The following is a 24,683-nucleotide window of genomic DNA, read 5'->3' on the forward strand; positions in this document are numbered from 1 at the left end:
GCGCCCCTCGGTTCACCAGCCCCGCGCGCGCCATTCGGCGAGATGCGGCCGCTCGGCGCCGAGCGTCGTGTCGCCGCCGTGGCCGGGATAGACCCACGTCTCGTCCGAGAGCGTCCCGAAGATCTTCGTCTCGACGTCGTCGATGAGGCTCGCGAACGCCTTCGGGTCCTTCCACGTGTTGCCCACGCCGCCCGGGAAGAGGCAGTCGCCGGTGAACACGTGCGCGTGGCCGTGCGGGTCGTCGTAGACGAGCGCGATCGAGCCCGGGGTGTGCCCCACCAGGTGGCGTGCGGTCAGCGTCACGCGGCCGACCGTGATCGTGTCCCCGTCGTCCACCAGGACGTCCGTCGGGACGGGGATGCCGGTGGCGTCCTCACGGCCCGCGTACGTCCGCGCGCGGGTCGCCGCGACGACGGCGGCGAGGGCCTGCCAGTGGTCGCCGTGCTGATGCGTGGTGACGACGGACGCGATGCCGTCGTCACCGATCAGCGTCAGCAGCGTCTCGGCGTCGTTCGCCGCGTCGATCAGGAGCTGCTCGCCGGTCGCCCGGCAGCGCAGCAGGTAGGCGTTGTTGTCCATCGGCCCGACCGCGACCTTCGAAATCATCAGGTCCGGCAGCTCGTGCACATCCGCGGGCCCGCCGACCTTCACCGCTCCGCTGTACGTCATGTACGCCAGCCTATAGCGGCGGCAGGGCGGGCAGGAGGCCCCCTTCGGCCGTGAGCGCGGAGCCGTCGCGGCGGCCGGAGAGCCAGCCGACCAGGTCGGGCGAGGAGCCGGAGACGGTGACTTCGGAGTCGCCCTCCCGGCCGGTGGTCCACGTGTGCGTGCCGTTCGTGACCCGCGTGGGCGGCACATCGCGGTTCCCCGAGAAACGCGTCGTCAGGAAGGTGATCTCCCGCTGCACGAACTCCTCGGGAAGGTCTTCCAGCTCGTATCCGATGCCGAGGTCGACGTGGTGCAGCTCGACCTCCACCCACCGTCGGAACGGCACGCGCGACGCCGAGTCGGTCACTCCGTTGCGCAGCTCCACCGTGCGGGACCAGTCGGCGGGCCGCTCGCCCTCGGCCAGGAAGCGGGCGCCGCTCTCGCGCACGTCCTCCAGCTGCGCGTCCAGCGGCCGCGGGGCGTCCCGCTCGATGTCCGCGTCCCGGGCCTGCGCGCTCTCGTACATAGGGCGCCCGGAGAGCACGTTCACCAGAGCGTCCGCGTTCCGCGCGACGTGGGCGAGGACGTGGCCGCGCGTCCAGCCCGGGAGCCGTGACGGCTCGGCGGTCGAATCGTTGTTCAATTTCGACGCTGCGCTCAGCAGTCGTTCGGTCGCGTCACGTACAGACGCCAGGTCGCGCACATGATCAATCATGCGGTCGACGATAGCCGCGCCACACGTTCGGGTGAAGGTCTCAGGCGCCGCCCACAAATCGAATGCACGTGCTATATGGTCGGGAGAGGCATCGGGCATTCTTGAAGGTCCGGGTTTGTTGTGTACGTGGAACCAGGGAAGCGGCCCGGCGTTGTCAGTGGCTCGCCCTAGTCTGTGAATGACGGGGGTTCTGCCCCCTGTCTCTTCTCTCAAGAAAGGTGCGGACCGGCGTGGCCGACCGTCTCATCGTCCGTGGCGCGCGCGAGCACAATCTCAAGAACGTCTCGCTCGACCTCCCGCGCGACTCACTCATCGTTTTCACCGGACTCTCCGGGTCGGGCAAGTCCTCGCTCGCGTTCGACACGATCTTCGCCGAGGGCCAGCGGAGGTACGTCGAGTCGCTCTCCTCGTACGCCCGGCAGTTCCTCGGCCAGATGGACAAGCCCGACGTCGACTTCATCGAGGGCCTCTCCCCGGCCGTCTCGATCGACCAGAAGTCGACCTCGCGCAACCCGCGCTCGACGGTCGGCACGATCACCGAGGTCTACGACTACCTGCGCCTGCTCTTCGCGCGCATCGGCAAGCCGCACTGTCCCGAGTGCGGCCGCCCCATCTCCCGCCAGTCGCCGCAGGCCATCGTCGACAAGGTCCTGGAGCTGCCCGAGGGCAGCCGTTTCCAGGTCCTCTCGCCGCTGGTGCGCGAGCGCAAGGGCGAGTTCGTCGACCTCTTCGCCGACCTCCAGACGAAGGGGTACTCCCGCGCGCGGGTCGACGGCGAGACCATCCAGCTCTCCGAGCCGCCCACGCTGAAGAAGCAGGAGAAGCACACCATCGAGGTGGTCGTCGACCGCCTCACGGTGAAGGACTCCGCCAAGCGCCGCCTGACCGACTCCGTGGAGACCGCCCTCGGCCTCTCCGGAGGCATGGTCGTGCTCGACTTCGTCGACCTCCCCGAGGACGACCCCGAGCGCGAGCGCATGTACTCGGAGCACCTCTACTGCCCGTACGACGACCTGTCCTTCGAAGAGCTGGAGCCCCGCTCCTTCTCCTTCAACTCGCCCTTCGGCGCCTGCCCGGACTGCACCGGCATCGGCACGCGCATGGAGGTCGACCCCGAGCTGATCGTCCCGGACGAGGACAAGTCGCTCGACGAGGGTGCCATCCACCCCTGGTCGCACGGCCACACCAAGGAGTACTTCGGGCGGCTCGTCGGCGCGCTCGCCGACGCCCTCGGCTTCTCCACCGACATGCCCTGGGCCGGCCTGCCGCAGCGCGCCAAGAAGGCCCTCCTCAACGGCCACAAGACGCAGATCGAGGTCCGCTACCGGAACAGGTACGGCCGCGAGCGGGTCTACACCACCGCCTTCGAAGGCGCCGTCCCCTTCGTCAAGCGCCGCCACAGCGAGGCCGAGAGCGACGCCAGCCGCGAGCGCTTCGAGGGCTACATGCGCGAGGTGCCCTGCCCCACCTGTGAGGGCACGCGCCTCAAGCCGATCGTCCTGGCCGTCACGGTCATGGGGAAGTCCATCGCCGAGGTCTCGGCGATGTCCATCAGCGACTGCGCGGACTTCCTCGCCGAGCTGAAGCTGGGCGCCCGCGACAAGAAGATCGCCGAGCGGGTCCTCAAGGAGGTCAACGAAAGGCTCCGGTTCCTGGTCGACGTCGGCCTGGACTACCTCTCGCTGAACCGCGCCGCGGGCACCCTCTCCGGAGGCGAGGCCCAGCGCATCCGCCTGGCCACCCAGATCGGCTCCGGCCTGGTCGGGGTGCTCTACGTCCTGGACGAGCCGTCGATCGGTCTCCACCAGCGTGACAACCACCGCCTGATCGAGACCCTCGTCCGGCTGCGCGACATGGGCAACACCCTGATCGTCGTCGAGCACGACGAGGACACGATCAAGGTCGCCGACTGGGTCGTCGACATCGGCCCCGGCGCGGGCGAGCACGGCGGCAAGGTCGTGCACAGCGGCTCCATGAAGGAGCTCCTCGCCAACGACAAGTCGATCACCGGGCAGTATCTGTCGGGCAAGAAGGCCATCCCGGTGCCGGACGTGCGCCGCCCCGCCGACCCGTCCCGGCAGCTGACGGTGCACGGCGCCCGGGAGAACAACCTCCAGGACATCGACGTCTCCTTCCCGCTCGGCGTCCTCACGGCGGTCACCGGCGTCTCGGGCTCCGGCAAGTCCACGCTGGTCAACGACATCCTCTACACCCACCTGGCCCGCGAGCTGAACGGCGCCAGGTCGGTCCCCGGCCGCCACACGCGCGTGGAGGGCGACGACCTCGTCGACAAGGTCGTCCACGTCGACCAGTCGCCCATCGGCCGCACCCCGCGGTCGAACCCGGCGACGTACACCGGAGTCTTCGACCACGTCCGCAAGCTCTTCGCGGAGACCATGGAGGCGAAGGTGCGGGGCTATCTCCCCGGGCGCTTCTCCTTCAACGTCAAGGGCGGCCGCTGCGAGAACTGCTCCGGTGACGGCACCATCAAGATCGAGATGAACTTCCTCCCGGACGTGTACGTGCCGTGCGAGGTCTGCCACGGCGCGCGCTACAACCGCGAGACGCTGGACGTGCACTACAAGGGCAAGTCCATCGCCGAGGTCCTCGACATGCCGATCGAGGAGGCGCTCGACTTCTTCGAGGCCGTGCCCGCCATCGCCCGTCACCTGAGGACGCTCAACGACGTCGGCCTCGGGTACGTGCGTCTCGGCCAGTCGGCGCCCACGCTCTCCGGAGGCGAGGCCCAGCGCGTGAAGCTGGCCTCCGAGCTCCAGAAGCGGTCGACGGGCCGGACCGTGTACGTACTCGACGAGCCGACCACCGGTCTGCACTTCGAGGACATCAGCAAGCTGATCACGGTCCTCTCGGGCCTGGTCGACAAGGGCAACACGGTCATCGTCATCGAGCACAACCTCGACGTGATCAAGACCGCGGACTGGGTCGTCGACATGGGCCCCGAGGGGGGCAACGGCGGCGGTCTGGTCGTCGCCGAGGGCACCCCCGAGGAGGTCGCGGGCGTGCCGGCCAGCCACACCGGCAAGTTCCTGCGGGACATCATCTCGTCGGACCGGATCAGCGACGCGATGCCCTCGCAGGGACGCGGCGCGGGCAAGAAGGCCCCGGCCAAGAAGTCCGCCGCCAAGAAGTCCGCCGCGAAGAAGACGGTGGCCGCGAGCGCCACGGCCACGCGGAAGACGGCCACGGCCAAGACGGACACCCCCGCCAAGAAGACGGCCACTACGAAGAAGGCGACCGCCGCCACGAAGAAGGCAGCGGCCCCTACGAAGAAGACGGCCGCCACGAAGAAGCCGGCCGCGGCCAAGAAGACCGCGCGGGCCCGCAAGGCCTGACCGCGATCGGACCGCACCGGCACCCCGGCACGCCCGCACCCCGGCACCCCGGCAGCCCCGACGGAAGCGCCCCGCCCCTGGTGAGGGGGCGGGGCGCTTCCGTACGTCCCCGCTGCCCGCGCACGCATGACGGACCGGCGGCCCGAACACACCTTGTCGGGCGCCCCGTTCCCGTGGTCGGCTTGCCCCATGCCCGTACGCAGCGAACGCGCAGGCCCCGTCACCACCGTCGTGCTGTCCCGCCCCGCCGCGCGGAACGCCGTCGACGGGCCCACCGCCCGCGCCCTCGCCGACGCCTTCCGCGCCTTCGACGCCGACCCGGACGCCTCCGTCGCGGTGCTCTGGGGCGAGGGCGGCACCTTCTGCGCGGGTGCGGACCTCAAGGCCATCGGCACCCCCGACGGCAACGAGGTCACGGAGGACGGGGACGGCCCCATGGGCCCCACCCGGATGCGTCTGTCCAAACCGGTGATCGCGGCGATCTCCGGCCACGCCGTCGCGGGCGGCCTCGAACTCGCCCTCTGGTGCGACCTGCGCGTCGCCGAGGAGGACGCCGTCCTCGGGGTGTTCTGCCGCCGCTGGGGCGTCCCGCTCATCGACGGCGGGACGGTGCGGCTGCCCCGCCTGATCGGGGAGGGCCGCGCCCTGGACCTGATCCTGACCGGCCGCCCCGTCGGAGCGGCGGAGGCGCTGGGCATGGGCCTGGTCAACCGGACCGTGCCCCCGGGCACCTCGCGCGCGGCGGCGGAGCGCCTCGCCGCCGAGATCGCCGCGTTCCCGCAGACCTGCCTGCGGCACGACCGGCTCGCCACGCTCGAACAGGGCGGCCTGCCCGAACAGGAGGCGATGGCCGGTGAGTTGCGGCACGGCCTGCACTCACTGGCCGGCGCGGCCGAGGGCGCGGCCCGCTTCGCCGAGGGAGCGGGCCGGCACGGGGCGTTCACGGACCGCTGAGAGCGGCGGCCCATGCCGTTTCTCGTGGCAGCGCGGCGGCAGGCGGCGCCGAAGAGCGGTCAGGCGAGTTCCGCCGCGTACGGCGGTTCCGCACCCGCCCGCGAGCAGGTCAGAGCCGCCGCGCGCGCCGCGAACCGCAGCACGTCGGTCCAGCCCTCGGTGCCCAGCGCGGCCAGGGCCCGCGCCGACAGGGCGTCCCGTGCCGAAAGGCCGTGCAGCAGCGCCGCGTTGACGGTGTCGCCCGCGCCGATCGTGTCCACCACGTCGACCGTCTCGCCGGGCACGCGCACCTCGGCGCCGTCCCGCGTGTACAGGGACAGGCCGTCCCCGCCATGGGTGACGACCACGGCGGCGGGCCCCGAGGCGAGCCACTCGTGCGGGGTGCCGCCGAGCCAGTCGGCGTCCTCCCGCGACAGCTTGAGCAGCGAGACCGACGGCAGCCAGCTCTTGAACCGCGCGCGGTACGCGTCCGCGTCGGGGATCAGACCGGCCCGTACGTTGGGGTCGAGGGCGGTGAAGACGCCGCGCGCCGCCGCACGGCGCATCAGGTCCTCGTACGCGCTCGCGCCCGGCTCCAGGACGAGCGAGCAGGTGCCGAACGACATCGCCCGGACGGTGTCGGGAAGCCGGTCGGGGGCCTCGAAGAGCCGGTCGGCCGTGCCCTCGACGTAGAACGAGTACCCCGCCGAGCCGTCCGCGCCGATCGAGGCGACGGCGAGCGTCGTCGGTTCCGGGCCGCGCTGCACGGGCAGTCCGTCGGCCTCGACTTCGACACCGGCCGCCCGCAGCCCGTCGAGCAGCGCCTCGCCGAACGCGTCCCGCGAGACGCGCGAGCAGAAGGCGACGGGGGAGCCGAGCCGGCCGAGCGCCACGGCGGTGTTGTACGGGCCGCCGCCGAGCCGCGGCGCGAGCACGGGCAGCCCCCGGGCCGTTCCCTCGCCCGCCCCCTCGCCCGTCTTCTGCGGTACGAGGTCGATCAGGGCCTCTCCTGCGACGACAATCACGGGTGGTTCCTCTCGGGTGCTGTCCGGGCCGTCTCGCCCCGCTCAGGCTAGGCCGTGCGCGGGGCCGCGGACGGAAGCGGGCGGCACTCGGGCACGCTCGTGCCCGACACGGTCGCGCAGCTGTGCACCGGTATGGTCTGATCCGTCACCGATACGCCCCTGACCTGTGGAGACACCATGTCCGGCACGCCCCCCGCCCGCCGCACCGTGCTGCGGGCCGCCGCTCTCGCCCCGGCCGTCGGACTCGGGCTCACCGCCTGCTCGTCCGGCGACGGATCGAACCGGTCGGCCCCGACCGCGCCGGTGGACCTCGGGAAGGCCGACGACGTGAAGGTGGGCGCCTCGAAGCTGTACAAGGACAGCAACGTCGTGGTCAGCCGGATCTCCGACGACGAGTACAAGGCGTACAGCACGATCTGCACCCACGCGCGCTGCCCCATCCAGAACCTGGAGGGGCACAAGCTGATCTGCCAGTGCCACGGCAGTGGGTTCGACGCCACCAACGGCAAAGTGCTGCACGAGCCGGCCGTGGAGCCGCTTCCCGAGGTGCCGGTGAAGGTCACGAACGGCAAGATCATCGCGGGCCCGGCGAAGCAGGCCTAGGCCTCCGCTCCGCACACGGCCCCCGCTCTGTACGCGGCCCCCCGCTCCGCACGCCGTCCCCGGCTCACTCCCAGTCCCAGGCGATCCCCAGTATCCCCGCCCTGACCTGCGGCTCGACCACGTGCACCGAGCGGTGGCTGCCGCTCAGGGTCAGCTCCTGCCGGCCGCCGCGCGGCGCCGCGGCCGAGTGCTGGGTGAAGCGGTGGCAGCGTACGGGCAGGGCCGCCTCGTCGTAGCGGATCTGGAGGGCGTACTGGCCGCCCGCGTAGGTGAAGCCGCGCATGTACTCGGTGGCGGCCCCGGCCGTGCCGTCCTCGAAGCCGTAGCCGAACAGGTGGGTGTCGCCCGCGCGCAGACGCGCGTCGAAGAGCAGCTCGGCGACCAGCACCCCCGTCCCCTGGTGCCATCGCACCCGTCCGGTGCGGCAGTTCTCCAGGGCGCGGACGCGGACGCGGTCGGGGGCGCACCCGGGGTCGCCGTGGTGGATGGCCACATAGCGGTCCACGCCGTCCCGGTGGGCGCGCACGATGTGCTGCGACTCGCGGCCGACCAGCTCACGGCCCGCGCCGATCCGCACCCGCTCGTGGTGGCCGATGGTGTGCAGTCCGCCGTCGAGCGGGGAGCCGAGCTCGGTCAGGAGCGACCGCAGCACGTCGGAGGCCTCCACGAGGGAGCGGTACGAGCGGGCGGCGGGCCGTGCCCGGTCGGCGCGTTCGGCCGGCCGGACGAGCAGCCGGATCAGTGACTCCTCCGGGAGCTGGAGGATCTCCTCCAGGGCGCGTACGGCGCGCAGGGACTCGGCGCGCTGGGGCCGCCGGGCGCCCTGCTGCCAGTAACTCAGGCTCGTCACGCCGACGTTGACGCCGTGCTGGGCCAGGTGGTGACGCACGCGCTGCAACGGCAGCCGCCGGACGGTGATCGCGGTGCGCAGCGCGATGTGGAAGGGGCCGGTGCGCAGGGCGGCCGTCAGCTCTGTGGGCTCGTCGTCCACCGTCCGCGCCGCGTCCGCGGGCGCGCCTTGTGCGAACCGTGTGCCGTGCGGCATGCGGGCCCCTCTCTGTGAACGTTCACTTCGGTCGCCCGGCGTTCGCGCCGGTCGGAGCGGGCCAGCAGGTCGGCGTACGACGTCCGTTCACATCCGTACGCCGCCGTTCACGGCCCAAGTAATTCCGCATTGAAGCGTGTTGACCTGCACCCGACAACACTCGATGCTCAATCGCAGCGTCCGGACGCGCTCCTCCACACCCCACATCCCGCTCGGGAGGAACGCGATGCGCCCACCGATCAGCAGGAGCAGCAGCCCAGGCAGACGCAGACGTCTCTGCGCGCTCGCCGTCGTCGCCGCGGCGCTCCTGACCGCACCCACGGCCACGGCCACGGCGGCCCCCGCCCCCGCCCCCGTCACGTCCGCCGCGACCGCCGCCGACCCGTCCGTACTCGCCGCCAAGCGGCTGAACATCACCATGCAGGCACAGCAGAAGACGAACTGGTGCTGGGCCGCGGGCGGCAACACCATCGCGACCTACATGGGCCGCAACTACAGCCAGAACCAGTTCTGCAACGCCGCCTTCGGACGCAGCCAGAACACCGAGTGCCCCAACAACCAGGCCACCCTCGGCAATGTGCAGAGCGGCCTGCGCTGGGCGGGGATCAACCCCGGCTCGTACGTCACCGGCTGGCTGCGCTACCCGACCGTGAAGGCCGAGATCGACGCGGGCCGCCCGGTCGAGACCCGCATCCAGTGGTCCAACGGCGGCGGCCACATGCACGTCCTCTACGGCTACGACGACGCGAGCAGCTGGGTCTACTGGGGCGACCCCTGGCCCTCCAGCGACCGCTACAACTGGGCCTCGCACGCCTGGTACGTCGACAACAACACCTTCTCCTGGACCCACTCGCTGTACCGGATCGGGGCGTGAGAGCGATGACCCGTCACCTTCCCCGCCACCTGGGCCGGGCCGCGCTCGCGGGCACGGCCGCCACCCTCCTCCTCGGCCTCGCCGCCCCCGCGGCCTCCGCCGACTCCGGACCGGCGGCGCCCTCCGCGGCGTCCCGCGACGCCGCGCACCGGGCGGCCGGGGCGCCGAAGACCCTCGACACGCTCTCCCGCTTCTTCTCGCGCGAGGGGGCGGTCACCAAGGCCGCGGCCGACCCGCGCGTCGCGGACGGCACCGTGCCCGTGTACTACCTCTCCCCGGACTTCGTGGCGGGCGAGAAGGGCGCGCCGATCGCCCGCCTGGAGTTCCTCGCAGGCAAGGCGGTCTCGTCCGACGGACAGGAGGCATCCCTGTGGATGGTGAAGCGGGGCGGCTCCTGGCAGGTCGTGAACATCGCCACCGGCGACGACGAGACCCACTACGCGCGCGCGGGCGCGAAGAAGGCCCCCGGAGGCACCGTCTTCCACGAGCCGCAGATCAACGCCTGGTACGTCCGGGACGACCGGGAGGGTGACCACGCGCGCGTGCTGCCCCTCGACAAGGACGCGGTACGCGCCGTGGGTGCCGAAGGGACCTCGGTCGCCGCCTACCGTGAGCGCGTCAGGAAGGCGTACGGCGACAAGCTGCCCGGCTCCGCGTACGAGAAGTCCGGCAAGGCGGGCGGCTACGACACCGGGACCTCCAAGGCGCCCGACGAGGCTTCCGTGAGCGCACCCGTCACGGTCGCGTCCTCGCTGGCCGGGGCCGGTGCGCTGGTCGCCCTCGGCGTCTCGGGGACGGCGCTCGTGCGGCGCCGCGCGGCCCGGCGCCAGGACTGAGCCCAGGGAGCGGCGGCCGGGACGCCGGCCGCCGCTCACCCGCACGGGACGTCAGTTCAGCGCGCTGCCCGCACGCCACTGCTTCCAGTCCACGTTCCAGCCTCCGTAGCCGTTGCCTGCCGCCACGGTCTCCTTGGAGCCGACGACCCGCACGATGTCTCCGGGGATCACGTCCTCGTAGAAGCGCCGGGCCGTCCCGTCGGTGGCGAGACCTATGCAGCCGTGCGTGACGTTGCGCTCGCCCGCGGTGGCGTTCGCGTTCGGGTTCTCGTGGAGGTAGGTCCCCGAAGTCGTCAGGTGGACCGCGTAGTTGTAGTAGTCCTTGTACGCCTTGCCGTAGCCCACGGTCCGGGAGTCCATGAGCACCCGGGACTGCTTGTCGAGGACGACCATGGTGCCGTTCCAGGTGTCCATGCCCGCCGCGCCCGCCGTGACCTTCACCCGACGTGTCACGCCGTCCTCGACGACCGTCATGGTGTGGCTGCGCACGTCCACCGTGGCGACCAGGGAACGGCCCACCTGGAATGTCCGCCCGGTGCCCGTCCCGGCCCGGAAGGTGACCTTCGTGCCGGGCTTCCACGGTTCGCCCGGCCGGTAGTCGACGCGCTGCCCGTCGTGCAGATTGCGGTCCTTGACCCAGCTCCACGACCCCGTCACCGCGGGCCGTGCCGCCACCTTCAGGCGCCGCTCGACCGCGGCCCGCTCAGCGACCGGCACCGGACGGTCGAACGTGAGCGATATCGGCATGCCGACGCCGACGGTCTGCCCGTTGGAGACATTGACCCGCATGCCCTTGAAGGCGGCGGGCTCCGCCACGGGCCTCGGCTTCTCCCGCACGGACGGAGCACGGTCCGCCGCGCTCGCCGCGGGCTTCGGCCCGGCCGCGCTCCGCGCCCCCTCACCGTCCTGTCCGGAGCAGCCCGCCAGCGCCAGCGAGCAGAGCGCCGCCGCTCCCCACGCGCGCGTGGCGCGCCTCATCGTGATCGTGTTCCCTGTGGTCATCGCTCCCCCTGGGCTGTGTTTCGATGTACGGGACCTGTACGCACGGGCGGGGCGGCGGGTTGCAGACCAATCCCAGGAATTTCGGAACACGTGATCCGGCACGGCCGGACGGGGGCGCGGGGGCATGACGGAGGACGAGTTCGACGCGTTCTACGCCACCGCCTTCCCGCGTCTGGTCGGCCAGGTGTACGCCCTGACCGGCGACCACGGCGAGGCGCAGGACGTCGTCCAGGAGGCGTTCGTACGTGCCTGGGACCGGCGGCAGGACTTCCTCGCCGACGAGGCTCCCGAGGCGTGGATCCGTACGGTCGCCATGCGTCTGGCGGTCAGCCGCTGGCGCCGGGCCCGGCGCTGGCTCGACCTCGTCCGCAGGAACCCGCCCGCCGACCGGGTCCCGGGCCCGGGACCCGAGCACACCGCCCTGGTGGCGGCGTTGCGCACCCTCCCCGATGCGCAGCGCACGGCGGTCGTCCTGCACCATCTGTGCGACCTGAGCGTGGAGCAGGTAGCCTCCGAGACCGGCTCGCCCGTCGGGACGGTCAAGGCCCGCCTGTCACGCGGCAGGGCGGCGCTCGCCGCACGGCTGTCCGCCGAGCGGGACGGCGACGACGAGCGCAGCACGAAGGAGGGCGGCCGTGTCCGATGACCTGAACTCCGCCCTCCGGGATCTCGCGGCGGACCACCAGACCCCCGCCCCCGTCGCGGGAGCGGAGATCCGCCGCCGCGCCGCACAGCGCCGCCGCCGTCGGCGTACCGCGTACGCGGGTGCGGCCCTGGCCACGGCGGCCGTGGCCGTGACGGTCACCGCGGGACTTCTGACCGGGTCCGGCTCCGACGACGAACGCCCCCACCGCCCGGCGCCCGTCGCCACCGACGGCCCGCGCAGGCCCGCCGCCACCGTCGACCTGTCCCAACACCGGATGACCGTCGGCACCCGGGAGTTGCCGGTGTCGGCGGGCACCGCGCGGCACCCCACGCCCACCGGCCGGATGACGGTCGTCGCCACCCACCGCGTAAAGCGCATGGCCGCCGGGGACGTCGGCCTCGGCGGCGAGTACGACCTGAAGCTGCCCTGGGTCGTCGAGCTGCGCACACCGGACGGCGACACCACCTATGCCGGCGCGATGACCTACGACGAGAAGGCGCCGGGCAGCAGGAACATCACCCGGGGCTGGCTCGGCCTGCGCACCGACGACGCCCGGTGGCTGCACGGCCGGCTGGCACCGGGCGACGTGATCACCGTGCGCGCCGGGTGAGGTGAACATGGTGCGCGCCGGGTGACGTGAACACCGTGCGCGCCGGGTGACGCGGACGCCGAGCCGCGCTGTCAGCGCCCGCCAGTAGGCTGTCCGACATGGCCGACCCTTCCAGCTACCGCCCCAAGCCGGGACAGATCCCCGACGCCCCGGGGGTCTACAAATTCCGCGACGAGCACCGCCGGGTGATCTACGTCGGGAAGGCCAAGAGCCTGCGCCAGCGCCTGGCCAGTTACTTCCAGGACCTGGCCGGGCTGCACCCGCGCACCCGCTCGATGGTGACGACGGCCGCCTCCGTGGAGTGGACCGTCGTCAACAACGAGGTCGAGGCGCTCCAGCTGGAGTACTCCTGGATCAAGGAGTTCGACCCCCGGTTCAACGTCAAGTACCGCGACGACAAGAGCTATCCGTACCTCGCGGTGACGATGAACGAGCAGTTCCCGCGCGTGCAGGTCATGCGCGGCGCCAAGAAGAAGGGCGTCCGCTACTTCGGGCCCTACGGCCACGCGTGGGCGATCCGCGACACCGTCGACCTCCTCCTGCGCGCCTTCCCGGTGCGCACGTGTTCCGCGGGCGTCTTCAAGAACGCCACCCGCACCGGCCGCCCCTGCCTCCTCGGCTACATCGGCAAGTGCTCGGCGCCCTGTGTGGAGCGCGTCACACCCGAGGTCCACCGCGAACTCGCCGAGGACTTCTGCGACTTCATGGCGGGCCGTACGGGTACGTACATCCGCCGCCTGGAGCGGCAGATGGCGGACGCGGCCGAGGAGATGGAGTACGAGCGGGCGGCCCGCCTGCGCGACGACATCGAGGCCCTGAGGAAGGCGATGGAGAAGAGCGCCGTCGTCCTCGCGGACGCCACGGACGCCGACCTGATCGCCCTCGCCGAGGACGAGCTCGAAGCCGCCGTGCAGATCTTCCACGTCCGCGGCGGCCGTGTGCGCGGACAGCGCGGCTGGGTCACCGACAAGGTGGAGGCGGTCACCAGCGGCGACCTCGTCGAACACGCCCTCCAGCAGCTGTACGGCGAGGAGAGCGGCGACGCCGTGCCCAAGGAGGTGCTCGTCCCGGCGCTGCCCGACCCCATAGAGCCGGTCCAGGAGTGGCTGACGGAGCGCCGCGGTGCGAACGTCTCGCTGCGCATCCCGCAGCGCGGCGACAAGAAGGCCCTCATGGAGACCGTCGCGCGAAACGCGCAGCAGTCCCTCGTCCTGCACAAGACCAAGCGCGCCTCCGACCTCACCACACGCTCGCGCGCCCTGGAGGAGATCGCCGCCGCCCTGGAGCTGGACAGCGCGCCCCTGCGCGTCGAGTGCTACGACATCTCGCACCTCCAGGGCGACGACGTCGTGGCGTCGATGGTCGTCTTCGAGGACGGCCTCGCCAGGAAGAGCGAGTACCGCCGCTTCCAGATCAAGGGCTTCGAGGGCCAGGACGACGTCCGCTCCATGCATGAGGTGATCACGCGCCGCTTCAAGCGCTACATCGCGGAGAAGGAGAAGACGGGGGAGTGGGTGGACGAGGAGACCGGCGAGATCGCGGACCTCGGCCCCACCGAGGAGGACGGAAGGCCCAAGCGGTTCGCGTACCCTCCGCAGCTCGTCGTCGTGGACGGCGGGCAGCCGCAGGTCGCGGCCGCCAAGAGAGCCCTGGACGAGCTCGGCATCGACGACATCGCGGTGTGCGGCCTCGCCAAGCGCCTGGAGGAGGTCTGGGTCCCCGACGAGGACGACCCGATCATCCTGCCGCGCACCAGCGAGGGGCTCTACCTCCTCCAGCGCGTCCGTGACGAAGCCCACCGCTTCGCCATCACCTACCAGCGCACCAAGCGCGCCAAGCGCTTCCGGGCGGGCCCTCTGGACGACGTGCCGGGCCTCGGAGACGCACGCAAGCAGACGCTGATCAAGCACTTCGGTTCGGTGAAGAGACTTCGATCCGCGACAATCGACCAGATCTGCGAGGTCCCCGGGGTGGGCCGCAAGACGGCCGAGGCCGTCCTGGCCGCCCTCGCCGGGGCGGTACCCTCCGGCCCCGCCGTGAACACGGCGACCGGAGAGATCATGGAAGAGGAGGAGCCCGTGACCGCGGGCCCCTCGGAGGAACGACGGGGGCAGGAAACATGAGCGAGCACGACGAAGGTGGAGAGCAAGTGACTGCGGGCACGCCCATCGAGACGCCAGGAGTCCCTGACGCCGCGATCCCGGAGCTGGTGATCATCTCCGGGATGTCGGGCGCCGGGCGCAGCACGGCGGCCAAGTGCCTGGAGGACCTCGGCTGGTTCGTGGTCGACAACCTGCCGCCCGCGCTGATCCCCACCATGGTGGAGCTCGGCGCCCGCTCGCAGGGCAACGTCGCCCGCATCGCGGTCGTCGTCGACGTGCGCGGCCGGCGCTTCTTCGACAACCTCCGCGAGTCCCTCGCCGAGCTGGAGTCGAAGAACGTCACGCGGCGGATCGTCTTCCTGGAGTCCTCGGACGAGGCCCTGGTCCGCCGCTTCGAGTCGGTCCGCCGCCCGCACCCGCTCCAGGGCGACGGCCGCATCGTCGACGGCATCGCGGCCGAGCGCGACCTCCTGCGCGAGCTGCGCGGCGACGCCGACCTGGTCATCGACACCTCCAGCCTGAACGTGCACGAGTTGCGCGCCAAGATGGACGCCTCGTTCGCGGGCGAGGAGGAGCCCGAGCTGCGGGCCACCGTCATGTCCTTCGGCTTCAAGTACGGCCTGCCGGTCGACGCCGACCTCGTCGTGGACATGCGCTTCCTGCCCAACCCGCACTGGGTCCCCGAACTGCGCCAGTACACCGGCCAGAACGAGGAGGTCGCCGCGTACGTCTTCAACCAGCCCGGCGCCAAGGAGTTCCTCGACCGGTACGCGGAACTGCTCCAGCTCATCGCCGCGGGCTACCGCCGCGAGGGCAAGCGGTACGTGACGATCGCGGTCGGCTGCACGGGCGGCAAGCACCGCTCCGTCGCCATGTCCGAGAAGCTCGCGGCGCGCCTGGCGTCCGAGGGCGTGGAGACCGTGCTCGTCCACCGGGACATGGGGCGCGAGTGAAGCCGACCCGCCGGACCGTCCGCCTGAGCCGACTGGGCCGCAAGCGGGGCACCCAGCCGAAGGTGGTCGCGCTCGGCGGGGGCATGGGCCTGTCCGCCTCGCTCGCCGCGCTGCGCCGCATCATCGGAGCCGGAGACCTCACCGCCGTCGTCACGGTCGCCGACGACGGCGGCTCCAGTGGCCGGCTCCGCGACGAGCTGGGCGTGCTGCCGCCCGGCGACCTGCGCAAGGCCCTGGCCGCGCTCTGCGGCGACGACGACTGGGGCCAGACCTGGTCCCGCGTCATCCAGCACCGCTTCCAGTCCAAGGGCGACCTGCACGAGCACGCGGTGGGCAATCTGCTGATCGTCGCCCTGTGGGAGCAGCTCGGCGACCACGTGCAGGCCCTGGACCTGGTCGGCCGCCTCCTCGGCGCGCAGGGCCGCGTCCTGCCGATGTCGGCCGTCCCGCTGGAGCTCCAGGCTCTGGTCAAGGGCCACGACCCGGACCGCCCGGACGACGTGGACACGGTGCGGGGGCAGGCCACGGTCGCGCTCACGCCCGGCGAGGTCCAGTCCGTGCACGTCGTCCCGCACGACCCGCCGGCCGTCCCCGAGGCGGTCGCCGCCGTCCTCGACGCGGACTGGGTGGTGCTCGGCCCCGGCTCCTGGTTCTCCTCGGTGATCCCGCACCTCCTGGTGCCGGAACTGCTCGACGCGCTGACCGGGACGAAGGCCCGGAAGGTCCTCTCGCTCAACCTCGCTCCGCAACCGGGAGAAACCGATGGGTTCTCTCCGCAGCGTCATTTGGAGGTTTTGGCCCGACACGCCCCTAAACTCGCCCTGGACGTGGTGCTGGCCGACGAGGCCGCCGTGCCCGACCGTGAGTCACTCACCGATGCCGCCAAGCGGCTCGGCGCCACGGTCGAGCTGGCGCCGGTGGCCCGGCCCGACGGAACTCCGAGGCACGATGCGGAGCTCCTGGCAGCCGCGTACGACCGTATTTTTCGGATGCATGGAAGGATCGGCCCATGGCGATGACGGCAGCGGTGAAGGACGAGATCTCCCGGCTCCCCGTCACCCGGACCTGCTGCAGAAAAGCAGAGGTATCGGCGATCCTGCGGTTCGCGGGCGGCCTTCACCTGGTGAGCGGCCGCATCGTGATCGAGGCGGAGCTGGACACCGCGATGGCCGCCCGGCGGCTCAAGCGGGACATCCTGGAGATCTTCGGGCACAGCTCGGAGCTGATCGTGATGGCCCCCGGCGGCCTGCGGCGCGGCTCGCGTTACGTCGTACGGGTGGTCGCGGGCGGCGATCAGCTGGCCCGTCAGACGGGCCTCGTGGACGGCCGCGGCCGTCCCATCAGGGGTCTGCCGCCGCAGGTGGTCTCGGGGGCCACCTGCGACGCCGAGGCGGCGTGGCGCGGAGCTTTCCTCGCGCACGGCTCGCTCACCGAGCCCGGCCGCTCCTCCTCCCTGGAGGTGACCTGCCCGGGCCCGGAGGCCGCGCTCGCGCTGGTCGGCGCCGCACGCCGGCTGCAGATCGCGAGCAAGGCCCGTGAGGTGCGGGGCGTGGACCGCGTGGTCGTACGCGACGGTGACGCGATCGGCGCGCTGCTCACCCGCCTCGGGGCGCACGAGTCGGTCCTGGCCTGGGAGGAGCGGCGGATGCGGCGCGAGGTGCGCGCCACCGCCAACCGCCTGGCCAACTTCGACGACGCGAACCTGCGCCGCTCTGCGCGCGCGGCCGTCGCCGCCGGCGCCCGGGTGCAGCGCGCCCTGGAGATCCTCGCCGACGAGGTCCCTGAGCACCTCGCGGCCGCCGGACGGCTGCGCATGGAGCACAAGCAGGCGTCCCTGGAGGAGCTGGGCGCGCTCGCCGACCCGCCGCTGACGAAGGACGCCGTCGCGGGCCGCATCCGGCGGCTGCTCGCCATGGCCGACAAGCGGGCCCAGGACCTGGGCATCCCGGGCACGGAGTCCAACCTCACGGAGGAGATCGCGGACAACATGCTCGCGGAGGAGAACATGGCGGTCTGACGCCCGTCCCGCACGTCTCCTGCCGTACGTCTCCTGCCGTACGCCTCCTGTCGCACGTCTCCTGAGCCGCCGCCGCCCCACCGGGCGCCGGCGGCTTCGGCATGCCCGTCCCGCACGTCTTCACCCAGCGTATTGACATGATCATGCACTGTCACGAGCCTGGCATCCGGCACATCTGTGCCGGACAACCGCAAGGGGGGCTCATGAGACGAAGAGCGAGCGCGAGATCGGTTCTCGCAGTGAGCGCACTGCTCATCGGCGGACTTGTCACCGCCCCGCACGCCCAGGCCGACGGGCCCGCGAATGCCCCGGCCGCCGACGACCCGGCGGCCGTCAACGTCTACCAGGCCGAGGTCACCAAGAAGCAGATCCCGATCCTCGTCGAGGCCGGGCAGGACGCCCACGAACTCGCCGGGCAGATATCCGGGAACGGCGCCGGCCGTGTCGAGCTGTATCTGACCGAGGGCCAGGCCGAGGCCGTAGAGCGCAAGGGCATCGAGCTCAGCGAGCACAAGGTGTCCAAGGCGGCGCAGAAGCGGATCGAGGCCGCGGGGGACGGCGTCTACCGGCCGTACAGCGGAAAGGGCGGCCTCCAGGAGGAGATCGTCAGGACCGGGCAGGCGAACCCCGGCATCACCAAGGTCGTCTCCATCGGCAAGACCCTCCAGGGCAAGGACATCCTCGCCCTGAAGATCTCCAAGAACGCCAAGAAGGCGAAGGACGGCTCCAAGCCGTCGACGCTCTACATGTCCAACCAGCACGCGCGCGAGTGGATCACCCCCGAGATGACCCGCCGCCTCATGCACCACTACTTGGACAACTACGGCAAGGACAAGCGCATCACCAAGCTCGTGAACTCCACCGAGCTGTGGTTCGTGCTCTCCGCCAACCCCGACGGCTACGACTACACACACGCCGCCGACGGCAACCGCCAGTGGCGCAAGAACCTGCGCGACATCGACGGCGACGGGAAGACCGCGCCGGGCGACGGCGTCGACCTCAACCGCAACTTCGCCTACAAGTGGGGTTACGACAACGAGGGCTCGTCCCCGGAGCCGTCCTCCGAGACCTACCGCGGTACGGGCCCGATGTCCGAGCCCGAGACCAAGGCACTCGACCGCTTCCAGAAGCGCATCGGCTTCACGTACGGCATCAACTACCACTCCGCGGCCGAACTGCTCCTCTACGGAGTGGGCTGGCAGGTCGCCACGCCGACCCCGGACGACGTGCTCTACCGGGCGCTGAACGGCACCCCGGAGAAGCCCGCCGTCCCCGGCTACCACCCGCAGGTCTCCTCCGAGCTCTACACCACCAACGGCGAGGCCGACGGGCACGCGGGCAACATCAACGGCATCTCGATGTTCACCCCGGAGATGTCCACCTGCCAGACCGCGTCGAACGTGGACCCCGATGACGCGTGGAAGCCCCAGGACTGCGCCTCCATCTTCACCTTCCCGGACGACGAGAAGCTGATCCAGCAGGAGTTCGCCAAGAACGTCCCCTTCGCGCTCGCCGTCGCCGAGACCGCACTCCACCCCGACCAGCCGGTGTCCGTCAGCGGCATCGAGGCCCCGGACTTCACCCCTGACTCCTTCACCACCTCCTACGCCCGCGGAGGCGACCAGGAGGTCGCCGTCACCGCCCGCAAGTCGGTGCGCGACAAGGAGCTCAAGTACCGCGTCAACGGCGGCCGCACGCACGACGAGAGCCTCGAGGCATGGAAGGGCGGCGAGACCTACGGCGGCGAGGACAACCTCCACTTCGACGAGTACCGCGCACAGATCGAGGACGCGCGCGCGGGCGACAAGGTCGAGGTGTGGTTCACCGGACGCACGAAGAAGGGCCGCACCCAGAGCGAGCACTTCACCTACACCGTCGCCGAACGCCCCAAGGCGAACACGCTCGTCGTCGCCGAGGAGGGCGCGACGGCCACCCAGACACAGAAGTACGTGGACGCCATCAAGGCCAACGGCCGTAACGCCGCCGTCTGGGACGTCGCGAAGCAGGGCGCCCCGCACGCCCTCGGCGTCCTGTCCCACTTCTCAGCCGTCGTCCACTACACCGGTGACCCCGTCCCCGGCGCACCCACCCAACTCGCCCTGCGCGAGTACCTCAACGAGGGCGGCAAGCTCATCGAGTCCGGCGAGCGCACCGGCGGCAACGTCGACCTCGGCGAGGCCCTCACCGACGACTTCGCGCAGTACTACCTCGGCGCGTACGAACGTCTCTCCGCACCCGGCGCCACCGCCTTCAAGGGCAGCGGAGCCCTCGACGGCGTGAGCACCCCGCTCGCCGCCGCCGACGCCAACCCGCTCGACAAGGCAGGACGCTTCACCGTCACCTCCGACAGCCTGCCGCCCAAGGAGTTCCCGCAGTTCAAGAGCGCGGCCGCGGGCTCCTACCCCGGCCTCACCAACCCGTACGCGCCCTTCGAGGGCCAGGGCATGGCCTCGGCCACCCACGCCGACCAGGACTGGAAGCGGCTCACCCGCACCATCGACCTGACCGGCGTCTCGGCCGCCGACGCGCCGGAGCTGCGGTTCGCGCTCAACTGGAACCTGGAGCCCGGCTACGACCACGGGCTGCTCGAAGCGCACACCGCGGGCGCCGACGACTGGACCACGCTGCCCGACAAGAACGGCAACTCGTCCGCCACCGTCCCCGCCGAGTGCGCGGCCGGGTTCTTCGTCAACAGCCACCCGTTCCTGCGCCACTACCTGACGGTGGGCGCGGACACCTGCACCGCCTCCGGCACCAGCGGCTCATGGAACAGCTTCACCGGTTCCTCCGGCGGCTGGAAGCCGGTCGCCTTCGACCTGAGCGCCTACGCGGGCAAGAAGGTAGAGGTGTCGCTCAGCTCCGTCACCGACCCCTCCAGCGGCGGCCGCGGCCTCTTCGCGGACAACGCTCAACTGGTCGTCGGCGGCACCGCCACTCAGACCGAGGGCTTCGAGTCCTCGCTCGGCTCCTGGACCGCCGCGCCGGCCCCGGCCGGAAGCCCCAATATCACAGGCGACTGGGCGCGGAGCGGCGAGCTCTACCGCTCCTTCGCGGCGGTCACAGCGCGTGACAGCGTGCTCCTCGGCTTCGGGTTCGAGCATGTGCCCGGAAAGGCCGGGAGGGCCGCTCTTATGGGCGCCTCCCTGGCACATCTGCGCAGCTGACAGTGCGTAATCGGGACCAAGGTCCCGGTGGCCCGTACCCCTACTCCGGGGTACGGGCCTTTGTGCCGCTTACGGCCCCTCTCGATGTCACCTCAGAGGCTTCAGAGAGGTAGGGTCGGAGGCGGTCGGGGACATCCCATACAACTCGCCGGCGTCTAAAACCGGCGTACCAACGAGGAGATCGGTTTCGTGACGATCCGCGTAGGCATCAACGGCTTTGGCCGCATCGGTCGCAACTACTTCCGCGCGCTGCTGGAGCAGGGTGCGGACATCGAGATCGTGGCTGTCAACGACCTGGGTGACACCGCGACCACCGCACACCTTCTGAAGTACGACACCATCCTGGGCCGCCTCAAGGCCGAGGTGTCGCACACCGAGGACACCATCACGGTCGACGGCCGCACCATCAAGGTGCTGTCCGAGCGCAACCCCGCCGACATTCCGTGGGGTCAGCTGGGCGTCGACATCGTGATCGAGTCGACCGGCATCTTCACCAAGAAGGCCGACGCCGAGAAGCACATCGCCGGTGGCGCGAAGAAGGTCCTCATCTCGGCTCCGGCCAAGGACGAGGACATCACCATCGTGATGGGCGTCAACCAGGACAAGTACGACGCGGCCAACCACCACGTCATCTCCAACGCCTCCTGCACCACCAACTGCGTGGCGCCGATGGCCAAGGTTCTCGACGAGAACTTCGGCATCGTCAAGGGCCTGATGACGACGGTCCACGCGTACACGAACGACCAGCGCATCCTGGACTTCCCGCACTCGGACCTGCGCCGCGCCCGCGCCGCCGCCGAGAACATCATCCCGACCACGACGGGCGCCGCCAAGGCCACCGCCCTGGTCCTGCCGCAGCTCAAGGGCAAGCTCGACGGCATCGCGATGCGCGTCCCGGTCCCGACCGGTTCGGCCACCGACCTGGTCGTCGAGGTCTCCCGCGAGGTCACCAAGGACGAGGTCAACGCCGCGTTCAAGAAGGCCGCCGACGACGGCGACCTGAAGGGCTACCTCTTCTACACCGAGGACCCGATCGTGTCGTCCGACATCGTCAGCGACCCGGCCTCCTGCACCTTCGACTCGTCCATGACGATGGTCCAGGACGGCAAGTCGGTGAAGATCCTCGGCTGGTACGACAACGAGTGGGGTTACTCCAACCGTCTCGTCGACCTCACGGTCTTCGTCGGCGGTCAGCTCTGATCACCAGAGCAGGCACCTCGATGTGAGCACAGGGTTCGTCCCGCGCGATGATGCGCCGGACGGGCCCTGTTGCACGTCAGCGTCAGCCCTCCCAAGGAGTCCAGTAGTGAAGACGATCGACGAACTTCTCGCCGAAGGGGTCGAAGGCAAGCGGGTCTTCGTCCGCGCCGACCTCAATGTGCCGCTCGCCGACGGCACCATCACCGACGACGGCCGCATCCGCGCCGTCCTGCCGACGGTCAAGGCCCTCGCCGACGCGGGCGCCAAGGTCGTCGTGGCCTCGCACCTGGGTCGCCCCAAGGGTGCCCCGGACCCGGCCTTCTCGCTGCTGCCGGCCGCCGAGCGGCTCGGTGAACTCCTGGGCGGGTCCGTCGCGTTCGCGCAGGACACCGTCGGCCCGGCCGCGCACGACGCGGTGGACGGCCTCCAGCCGGGCCAGGTCGCCGTCATCGAGAACCTCCGCTTCAACGCGGGCGAGACCAGCAAGGACGACGCCGAGCGCGGGCAGTTCGCCGACCAGCTCGCCGCTCTCGCGGACGTCTACGTGGGCGACGGCTTCGGCGCCGTGCACCGCAAGCACGCCTCGGTCTTCGACCTGCCGGCCCGCCTGCCGCACTACGCCGGCTACCTCATCGCCGCCGAGGTCGGCGTCCTGAAGAAGCTCACCGACGACGTCAAGCGGCCCTACGCCGTGGTCCTCGGCGGCGCCAAGGTCTCCGACAAGCTCGGCGTGATCGACCACCTCCTGGAGAAGGCCGACCGCATCCTCATCGGCGGCGGCATGGCCTACACCTTCCTCAAGGCGCAGGGCCACGAGGTCGGCATCTCCCTCCTCCAGGAGGACCAGATCCCCGAGGTCAAGAAGTACATGGAGCGCGCCGAGGCCAAGGGCGTCGAGTTCGTCCTCCCCGTCGACGTGTTGGTCTCGCCGGAGTTCCCGGACCTGAAGACCAAGGCACCGGCCAACCCCACGACGGTCGCCGCGGACGCCATCCCGGCCGACCAGGAGGGTCTCGACATCGGCCCCGAGACCCGTAAGCTCTACGCCTCGAAGCTCTCCGACGCGGCCACCGTCTTCTGGAACGGCCCGATGGGCGTCTTCGAGCACCCCGACTACGCCGAGGGCACCAAGGCGGTCGCCCAGGCGCTCCTCGACTCCCCGGCCTTCACGGTCGTCGGCGGTGGCGACAGCGCCGCCGCCGTGCGGACGCTGGGCTTCGACGAGAACGCATTCGGCCACATTTCCACCGGTGGCGGCGCCTCCCTCGAATACCTCGAGGGCAAGACGCTCCCCGGCCTCGCGGCACTGGAGAACTGACACCTGATGACAACGCGCACCCCGCTGATGGCGGGCAACTGGAAGATGAACCTCAACCACCTCGAGGCCATCGCCCACGTCCAGAAGCTCGCCTTCGCCCTGGCGGACAAGGACTACGAGGCCTGCGAGGTCGCCGTCCTGCCCCCCTTCACCGACCTGCGGTCCGTGCAGACCCTCGTCGACGGCGACAAGCTCAAGATCAAGTACGGCGCCCAGGACATCTCGGCGCAGGACTCCGGTGCCTACACCGGCGAGATCTCGGGCCCGATGCTGGCCAAGCTGAAGTGCACCTACGTCGCCGTGGGCCACTCCGAGCGCCGCCAGTACCACAACGAGACCGACCAGATCTGCAACGCCAAGGTGAAGGCCGCGTACAAGCACGGCCTGACCCCGATCCTCTGCGTCGGCGAGGGCCTGGACATCCGCAAGGCCGGCCAGCAGGTCCAGTACACGCTGAACCAGCTCGACGGCGGCCTGAAGGACGTCCCGGCCGAGCAGGCCGAGTCCATCGTGATCGCCTACGAGCCGGTCTGGGCGATCGGCACCGGCGAGGTCGCGACCCCCGAGGACGCGCAGGAGGTCTGCGGCGCGATCCGCCGCCGCCTCGCCGAGCTGTACTCGCAGGAGCTCGCCGACAAGGTCCGCATCCAGTACGGCGGCTCCGTCAAGGCGAAGAACGTCGCCGACATCATGGCGCAGCCCGACGTGGACGGCGCCCTGGTGGGCGGCGCCGCGCTGGACTCCGACGAGTTCGTCAAGATCGTTCGCTTCGGCGACCAGTGAGTATGCGCTAGCGGCGTTACGTCGTACCCTGACGGGGGCCGAAGCCTGCCTTCGGCCCCCGTCGTCGTTTCAGATCCGAGGAAGTTGGTCCAGCCGTGGTTATGGGGTTCTCGATCGCCCTGATCGTCTTCAGCCTGCTGATGATGCTGCTGGTGCTGATGCACAAGGGCAAGGGCGGCGGTCTCTCCGACATGTTCGGTGGCGGCATGCAGTCGTCCGTCGGCGGCTCCTCCGTCGCGGAGCGCAACCTCGACCGCATCACGGTCGTGGTCGGTCTGCTCTGGTTCGCCTGCATTGTCGCGCTCGGCCTGCTGATGAAGGCGAACAACTAGCGCCGCCCGCTGCTCGCTTGTCCGGTGCAGGCCCGCGTGCGCGGCTTATCATGGGGCTTGCGTCCGGGGGAGGGGTGTAACTCCCGACACTGGACGCGCGTTGGGCCTTACGTAAACTGAGGCGCCCGCAGCAGCACCATCACGCAGGGAGTTACGACCGTGGCAAGTGGCAACGCGATCCGAGGAAGTCGGGTCGGGGCGGGGCCGATGGGCGAGGCCGAGCGCGGTGAGTCCGCGCCGCGAGCGCGCATCTCCTTCTGGTGCTCCAACGGGCACGAGACTCAGCCCAGCTTCGCCAGCGACGCGCAGATCCCCGACACGTGGGACTGTCCCCGCTGCGGCTTCCCAGCAGGTCAGGACCGGGACAACCCGCCGGACCCGCCGCGCACCGAGCCGTACAAGACGCACCTGGCGTACGTGCGGGAGCGGCGCAGCGACGCGGACGGCGAGGCGATCCTCGCGGAGGCGCTCGCCAAACTGCGGGGCGAGATCTAGTACTTGAGAACCGGCCGGACACCGAAAGG

General features: G+C 70.9%; 22 protein-coding genes. 17 read left to right on the top strand and 5 right to left on the bottom strand.

Features of this window, described 5'->3' with window-relative positions:
* Nucleotides 1–12: 12 nt before the first annotated feature.
* Together AB0N81_RS08275 and AB0N81_RS08280 are read right to left on the bottom strand one after the other, a co-directional pair.
* Nucleotides 13–669 carry an MBL fold metallo-hydrolase gene (locus AB0N81_RS08275; RefSeq protein WP_365356750.1) on the bottom strand — a complete coding sequence of 219 codons (657 nt, stop codon included), beginning with the start codon at nucleotides 667–669 and terminating at the stop codon, nucleotides 13–15.
* A gap of 10 nt (nucleotides 670–679) precedes the next feature.
* Nucleotides 680–1,363 carry a maleylpyruvate isomerase family mycothiol-dependent enzyme gene (locus tag AB0N81_RS08280; protein WP_365356751.1) on the bottom strand — a complete coding sequence of 228 codons (684 nt, stop codon included), beginning with the start codon at nucleotides 1,361–1,363 and terminating at the stop codon, nucleotides 680–682.
* A gap of 230 nt (nucleotides 1,364–1,593) precedes the next feature.
* Between AB0N81_RS08280 and uvrA the strand changes: the two genes are divergently transcribed.
* Both uvrA and AB0N81_RS08290 read left to right on the top strand, forming a co-directional pair.
* Nucleotides 1,594–4,716: an excinuclease ABC subunit UvrA gene (gene uvrA / locus AB0N81_RS08285; protein ID WP_365356752.1), complete on the top strand. Its 3,123-nt coding sequence runs from the start codon at nucleotides 1,594–1,596 to the stop codon at nucleotides 4,714–4,716.
* A gap of 189 nt (nucleotides 4,717–4,905) precedes the next feature.
* Nucleotides 4,906–5,670: a crotonase/enoyl-CoA hydratase family protein gene (locus AB0N81_RS08290; protein ID WP_365356753.1), complete on the top strand. Its 765-nt coding sequence runs from the start codon at nucleotides 4,906–4,908 to the stop codon at nucleotides 5,668–5,670.
* A gap of 59 nt (nucleotides 5,671–5,729) precedes the next feature.
* Here AB0N81_RS08290 and AB0N81_RS08295 read toward each other — a convergent pair whose 3' ends face one another.
* Nucleotides 5,730–6,674, bottom strand: coding sequence for a carbohydrate kinase (locus AB0N81_RS08295; protein ID WP_365356755.1), 945 nt, complete (start codon nucleotides 6,672–6,674; stop codon nucleotides 5,730–5,732).
* 177 nt (nucleotides 6,675–6,851) lie between these two features.
* On the opposite strand from AB0N81_RS08295, the gene AB0N81_RS08300 reads away from it, so the two are divergent.
* Complete coding sequence (locus tag AB0N81_RS08300) at nucleotides 6,852–7,277, top strand: Rieske (2Fe-2S) protein (protein WP_365356756.1); 426 nt, start codon at nucleotides 6,852–6,854, stop codon at nucleotides 7,275–7,277.
* Nucleotides 7,278–7,341: 64 nt separating this feature from the next.
* On the opposite strand, the gene AB0N81_RS08305 is transcribed toward AB0N81_RS08300, so the two are convergent.
* Nucleotides 7,342–8,322, bottom strand: coding sequence for a hypothetical protein (locus tag AB0N81_RS08305; RefSeq protein ID WP_365356758.1), 981 nt, complete (start codon nucleotides 8,320–8,322; stop codon nucleotides 7,342–7,344).
* 226 nt (nucleotides 8,323–8,548) lie between these two features.
* Here AB0N81_RS08305 and AB0N81_RS08310 point away from each other — a divergent pair, with 226 nt between their 5' ends.
* Nucleotides 8,549–9,196, top strand: a complete 648-nt coding sequence (locus AB0N81_RS08310; RefSeq protein ID WP_365356760.1) for a papain-like cysteine protease family protein — start codon at nucleotides 8,549–8,551, stop codon at nucleotides 9,194–9,196.
* A 5-nt stretch (nucleotides 9,197–9,201) separates the two neighbouring features.
* Nucleotides 9,202–10,032: a hypothetical protein gene (locus tag AB0N81_RS08315; protein ID WP_365356761.1), complete on the top strand. Its 831-nt coding sequence runs from the start codon at nucleotides 9,202–9,204 to the stop codon at nucleotides 10,030–10,032.
* 51 nt (nucleotides 10,033–10,083) lie between these two features.
* Here the strand turns inward: AB0N81_RS08315 and AB0N81_RS08320 are convergent, their stop codons facing one another.
* Nucleotides 10,084–11,034: a L,D-transpeptidase gene (locus AB0N81_RS08320; RefSeq protein WP_365356762.1), complete on the bottom strand. Its 951-nt coding sequence runs from the start codon at nucleotides 11,032–11,034 to the stop codon at nucleotides 10,084–10,086.
* Between the two features lie 124 nt (nucleotides 11,035–11,158).
* On the opposite strand from AB0N81_RS08320, the gene AB0N81_RS08325 reads away from it, so the two are divergent.
* The 12 genes from AB0N81_RS08325 to AB0N81_RS08380 all read left to right on the top strand — a co-directional run bounded on the left by AB0N81_RS08325 (nucleotide 11,159) and on the right by AB0N81_RS08380 (nucleotide 24,654).
* Nucleotides 11,159–11,680 (top strand): SigE family RNA polymerase sigma factor, encoded by a 522-nt coding sequence (locus AB0N81_RS08325; RefSeq protein WP_365356764.1) that lies wholly within the window; start codon nucleotides 11,159–11,161, stop codon nucleotides 11,678–11,680.
* Complete coding sequence (locus AB0N81_RS08330; RefSeq protein WP_365356765.1) at nucleotides 11,670–12,290, top strand: L,D-transpeptidase; 621 nt, start codon at nucleotides 11,670–11,672, stop codon at nucleotides 12,288–12,290. Before AB0N81_RS08325 ends, AB0N81_RS08330 begins: the two co-directional genes overlap by 11 nt.
* A gap of 98 nt (nucleotides 12,291–12,388) precedes the next feature.
* Nucleotides 12,389–14,413, top strand: coding sequence for an excinuclease ABC subunit UvrC (uvrC, locus tag AB0N81_RS08335; RefSeq protein WP_365356766.1), 2,025 nt, complete (start codon nucleotides 12,389–12,391; stop codon nucleotides 14,411–14,413).
* On the top strand, nucleotides 14,410–15,345 hold the full coding sequence (gene rapZ / locus AB0N81_RS08340) for an RNase adapter RapZ (RefSeq protein ID WP_365356767.1): 936 nt from the start codon (nucleotides 14,410–14,412) through the stop codon (nucleotides 15,343–15,345). The genes uvrC and rapZ overlap by 4 nt, the downstream gene beginning before the upstream one ends.
* The gene (gene yvcK, locus AB0N81_RS08345; RefSeq protein WP_365356768.1) at nucleotides 15,342–16,364 is read left to right on the top strand and encodes a uridine diphosphate-N-acetylglucosamine-binding protein YvcK; all 1,023 of its coding nucleotides are present in this window, start codon (nucleotides 15,342–15,344) and stop codon (nucleotides 16,362–16,364) included. The genes rapZ and yvcK overlap by 4 nt, the downstream gene beginning before the upstream one ends.
* Nucleotides 16,355–17,362, top strand: a complete 1,008-nt coding sequence (gene whiA / locus AB0N81_RS08350; RefSeq protein WP_365356769.1) for a DNA-binding protein WhiA — start codon at nucleotides 16,355–16,357, stop codon at nucleotides 17,360–17,362. The genes yvcK and whiA overlap by 10 nt, the downstream gene beginning before the upstream one ends.
* 203 nt (nucleotides 17,363–17,565) lie before the next feature.
* Nucleotides 17,566–20,526 (top strand): M14 family zinc carboxypeptidase, encoded by a 2,961-nt coding sequence (locus tag AB0N81_RS08355; protein ID WP_365356772.1) that lies wholly within the window; start codon nucleotides 17,566–17,568, stop codon nucleotides 20,524–20,526.
* Between the two features lie 189 nt (nucleotides 20,527–20,715).
* Entirely contained in the window at nucleotides 20,716–21,726 is a 1,011-nt protein-coding gene (gap, locus tag AB0N81_RS08360) for a type I glyceraldehyde-3-phosphate dehydrogenase (protein ID WP_365356773.1), read from the top strand.
* A gap of 106 nt (nucleotides 21,727–21,832) precedes the next feature.
* Nucleotides 21,833–23,044, top strand: a complete 1,212-nt coding sequence (locus tag AB0N81_RS08365; RefSeq protein ID WP_365356774.1) for a phosphoglycerate kinase — start codon at nucleotides 21,833–21,835, stop codon at nucleotides 23,042–23,044.
* Nucleotides 23,045–23,050: 6 nt separating this feature from the next.
* The gene (tpiA, locus tag AB0N81_RS08370; protein ID WP_365356776.1) at nucleotides 23,051–23,827 is read left to right on the top strand and encodes a triose-phosphate isomerase; all 777 of its coding nucleotides are present in this window, start codon (nucleotides 23,051–23,053) and stop codon (nucleotides 23,825–23,827) included.
* A 101-nt stretch (nucleotides 23,828–23,928) separates the two neighbouring features.
* Nucleotides 23,929–24,159, top strand: coding sequence for a preprotein translocase subunit SecG (secG, locus tag AB0N81_RS08375; RefSeq protein ID WP_055702100.1), 231 nt, complete (start codon nucleotides 23,929–23,931; stop codon nucleotides 24,157–24,159).
* Nucleotides 24,160–24,318: 159 nt separating this feature from the next.
* Nucleotides 24,319–24,654, top strand: coding sequence for an RNA polymerase-binding protein RbpA (locus AB0N81_RS08380; protein WP_329389108.1), 336 nt, complete (start codon nucleotides 24,319–24,321; stop codon nucleotides 24,652–24,654).
* The last annotated feature ends 29 nt before the right edge of the window (nucleotides 24,655–24,683 follow it).

The sequence above is a fragment of the Streptomyces sp. NPDC093510 genome (assembly GCF_040683555.1).
Lineage (GTDB): Bacteria > Actinomycetota > Actinomycetes > Streptomycetales > Streptomycetaceae > Streptomyces.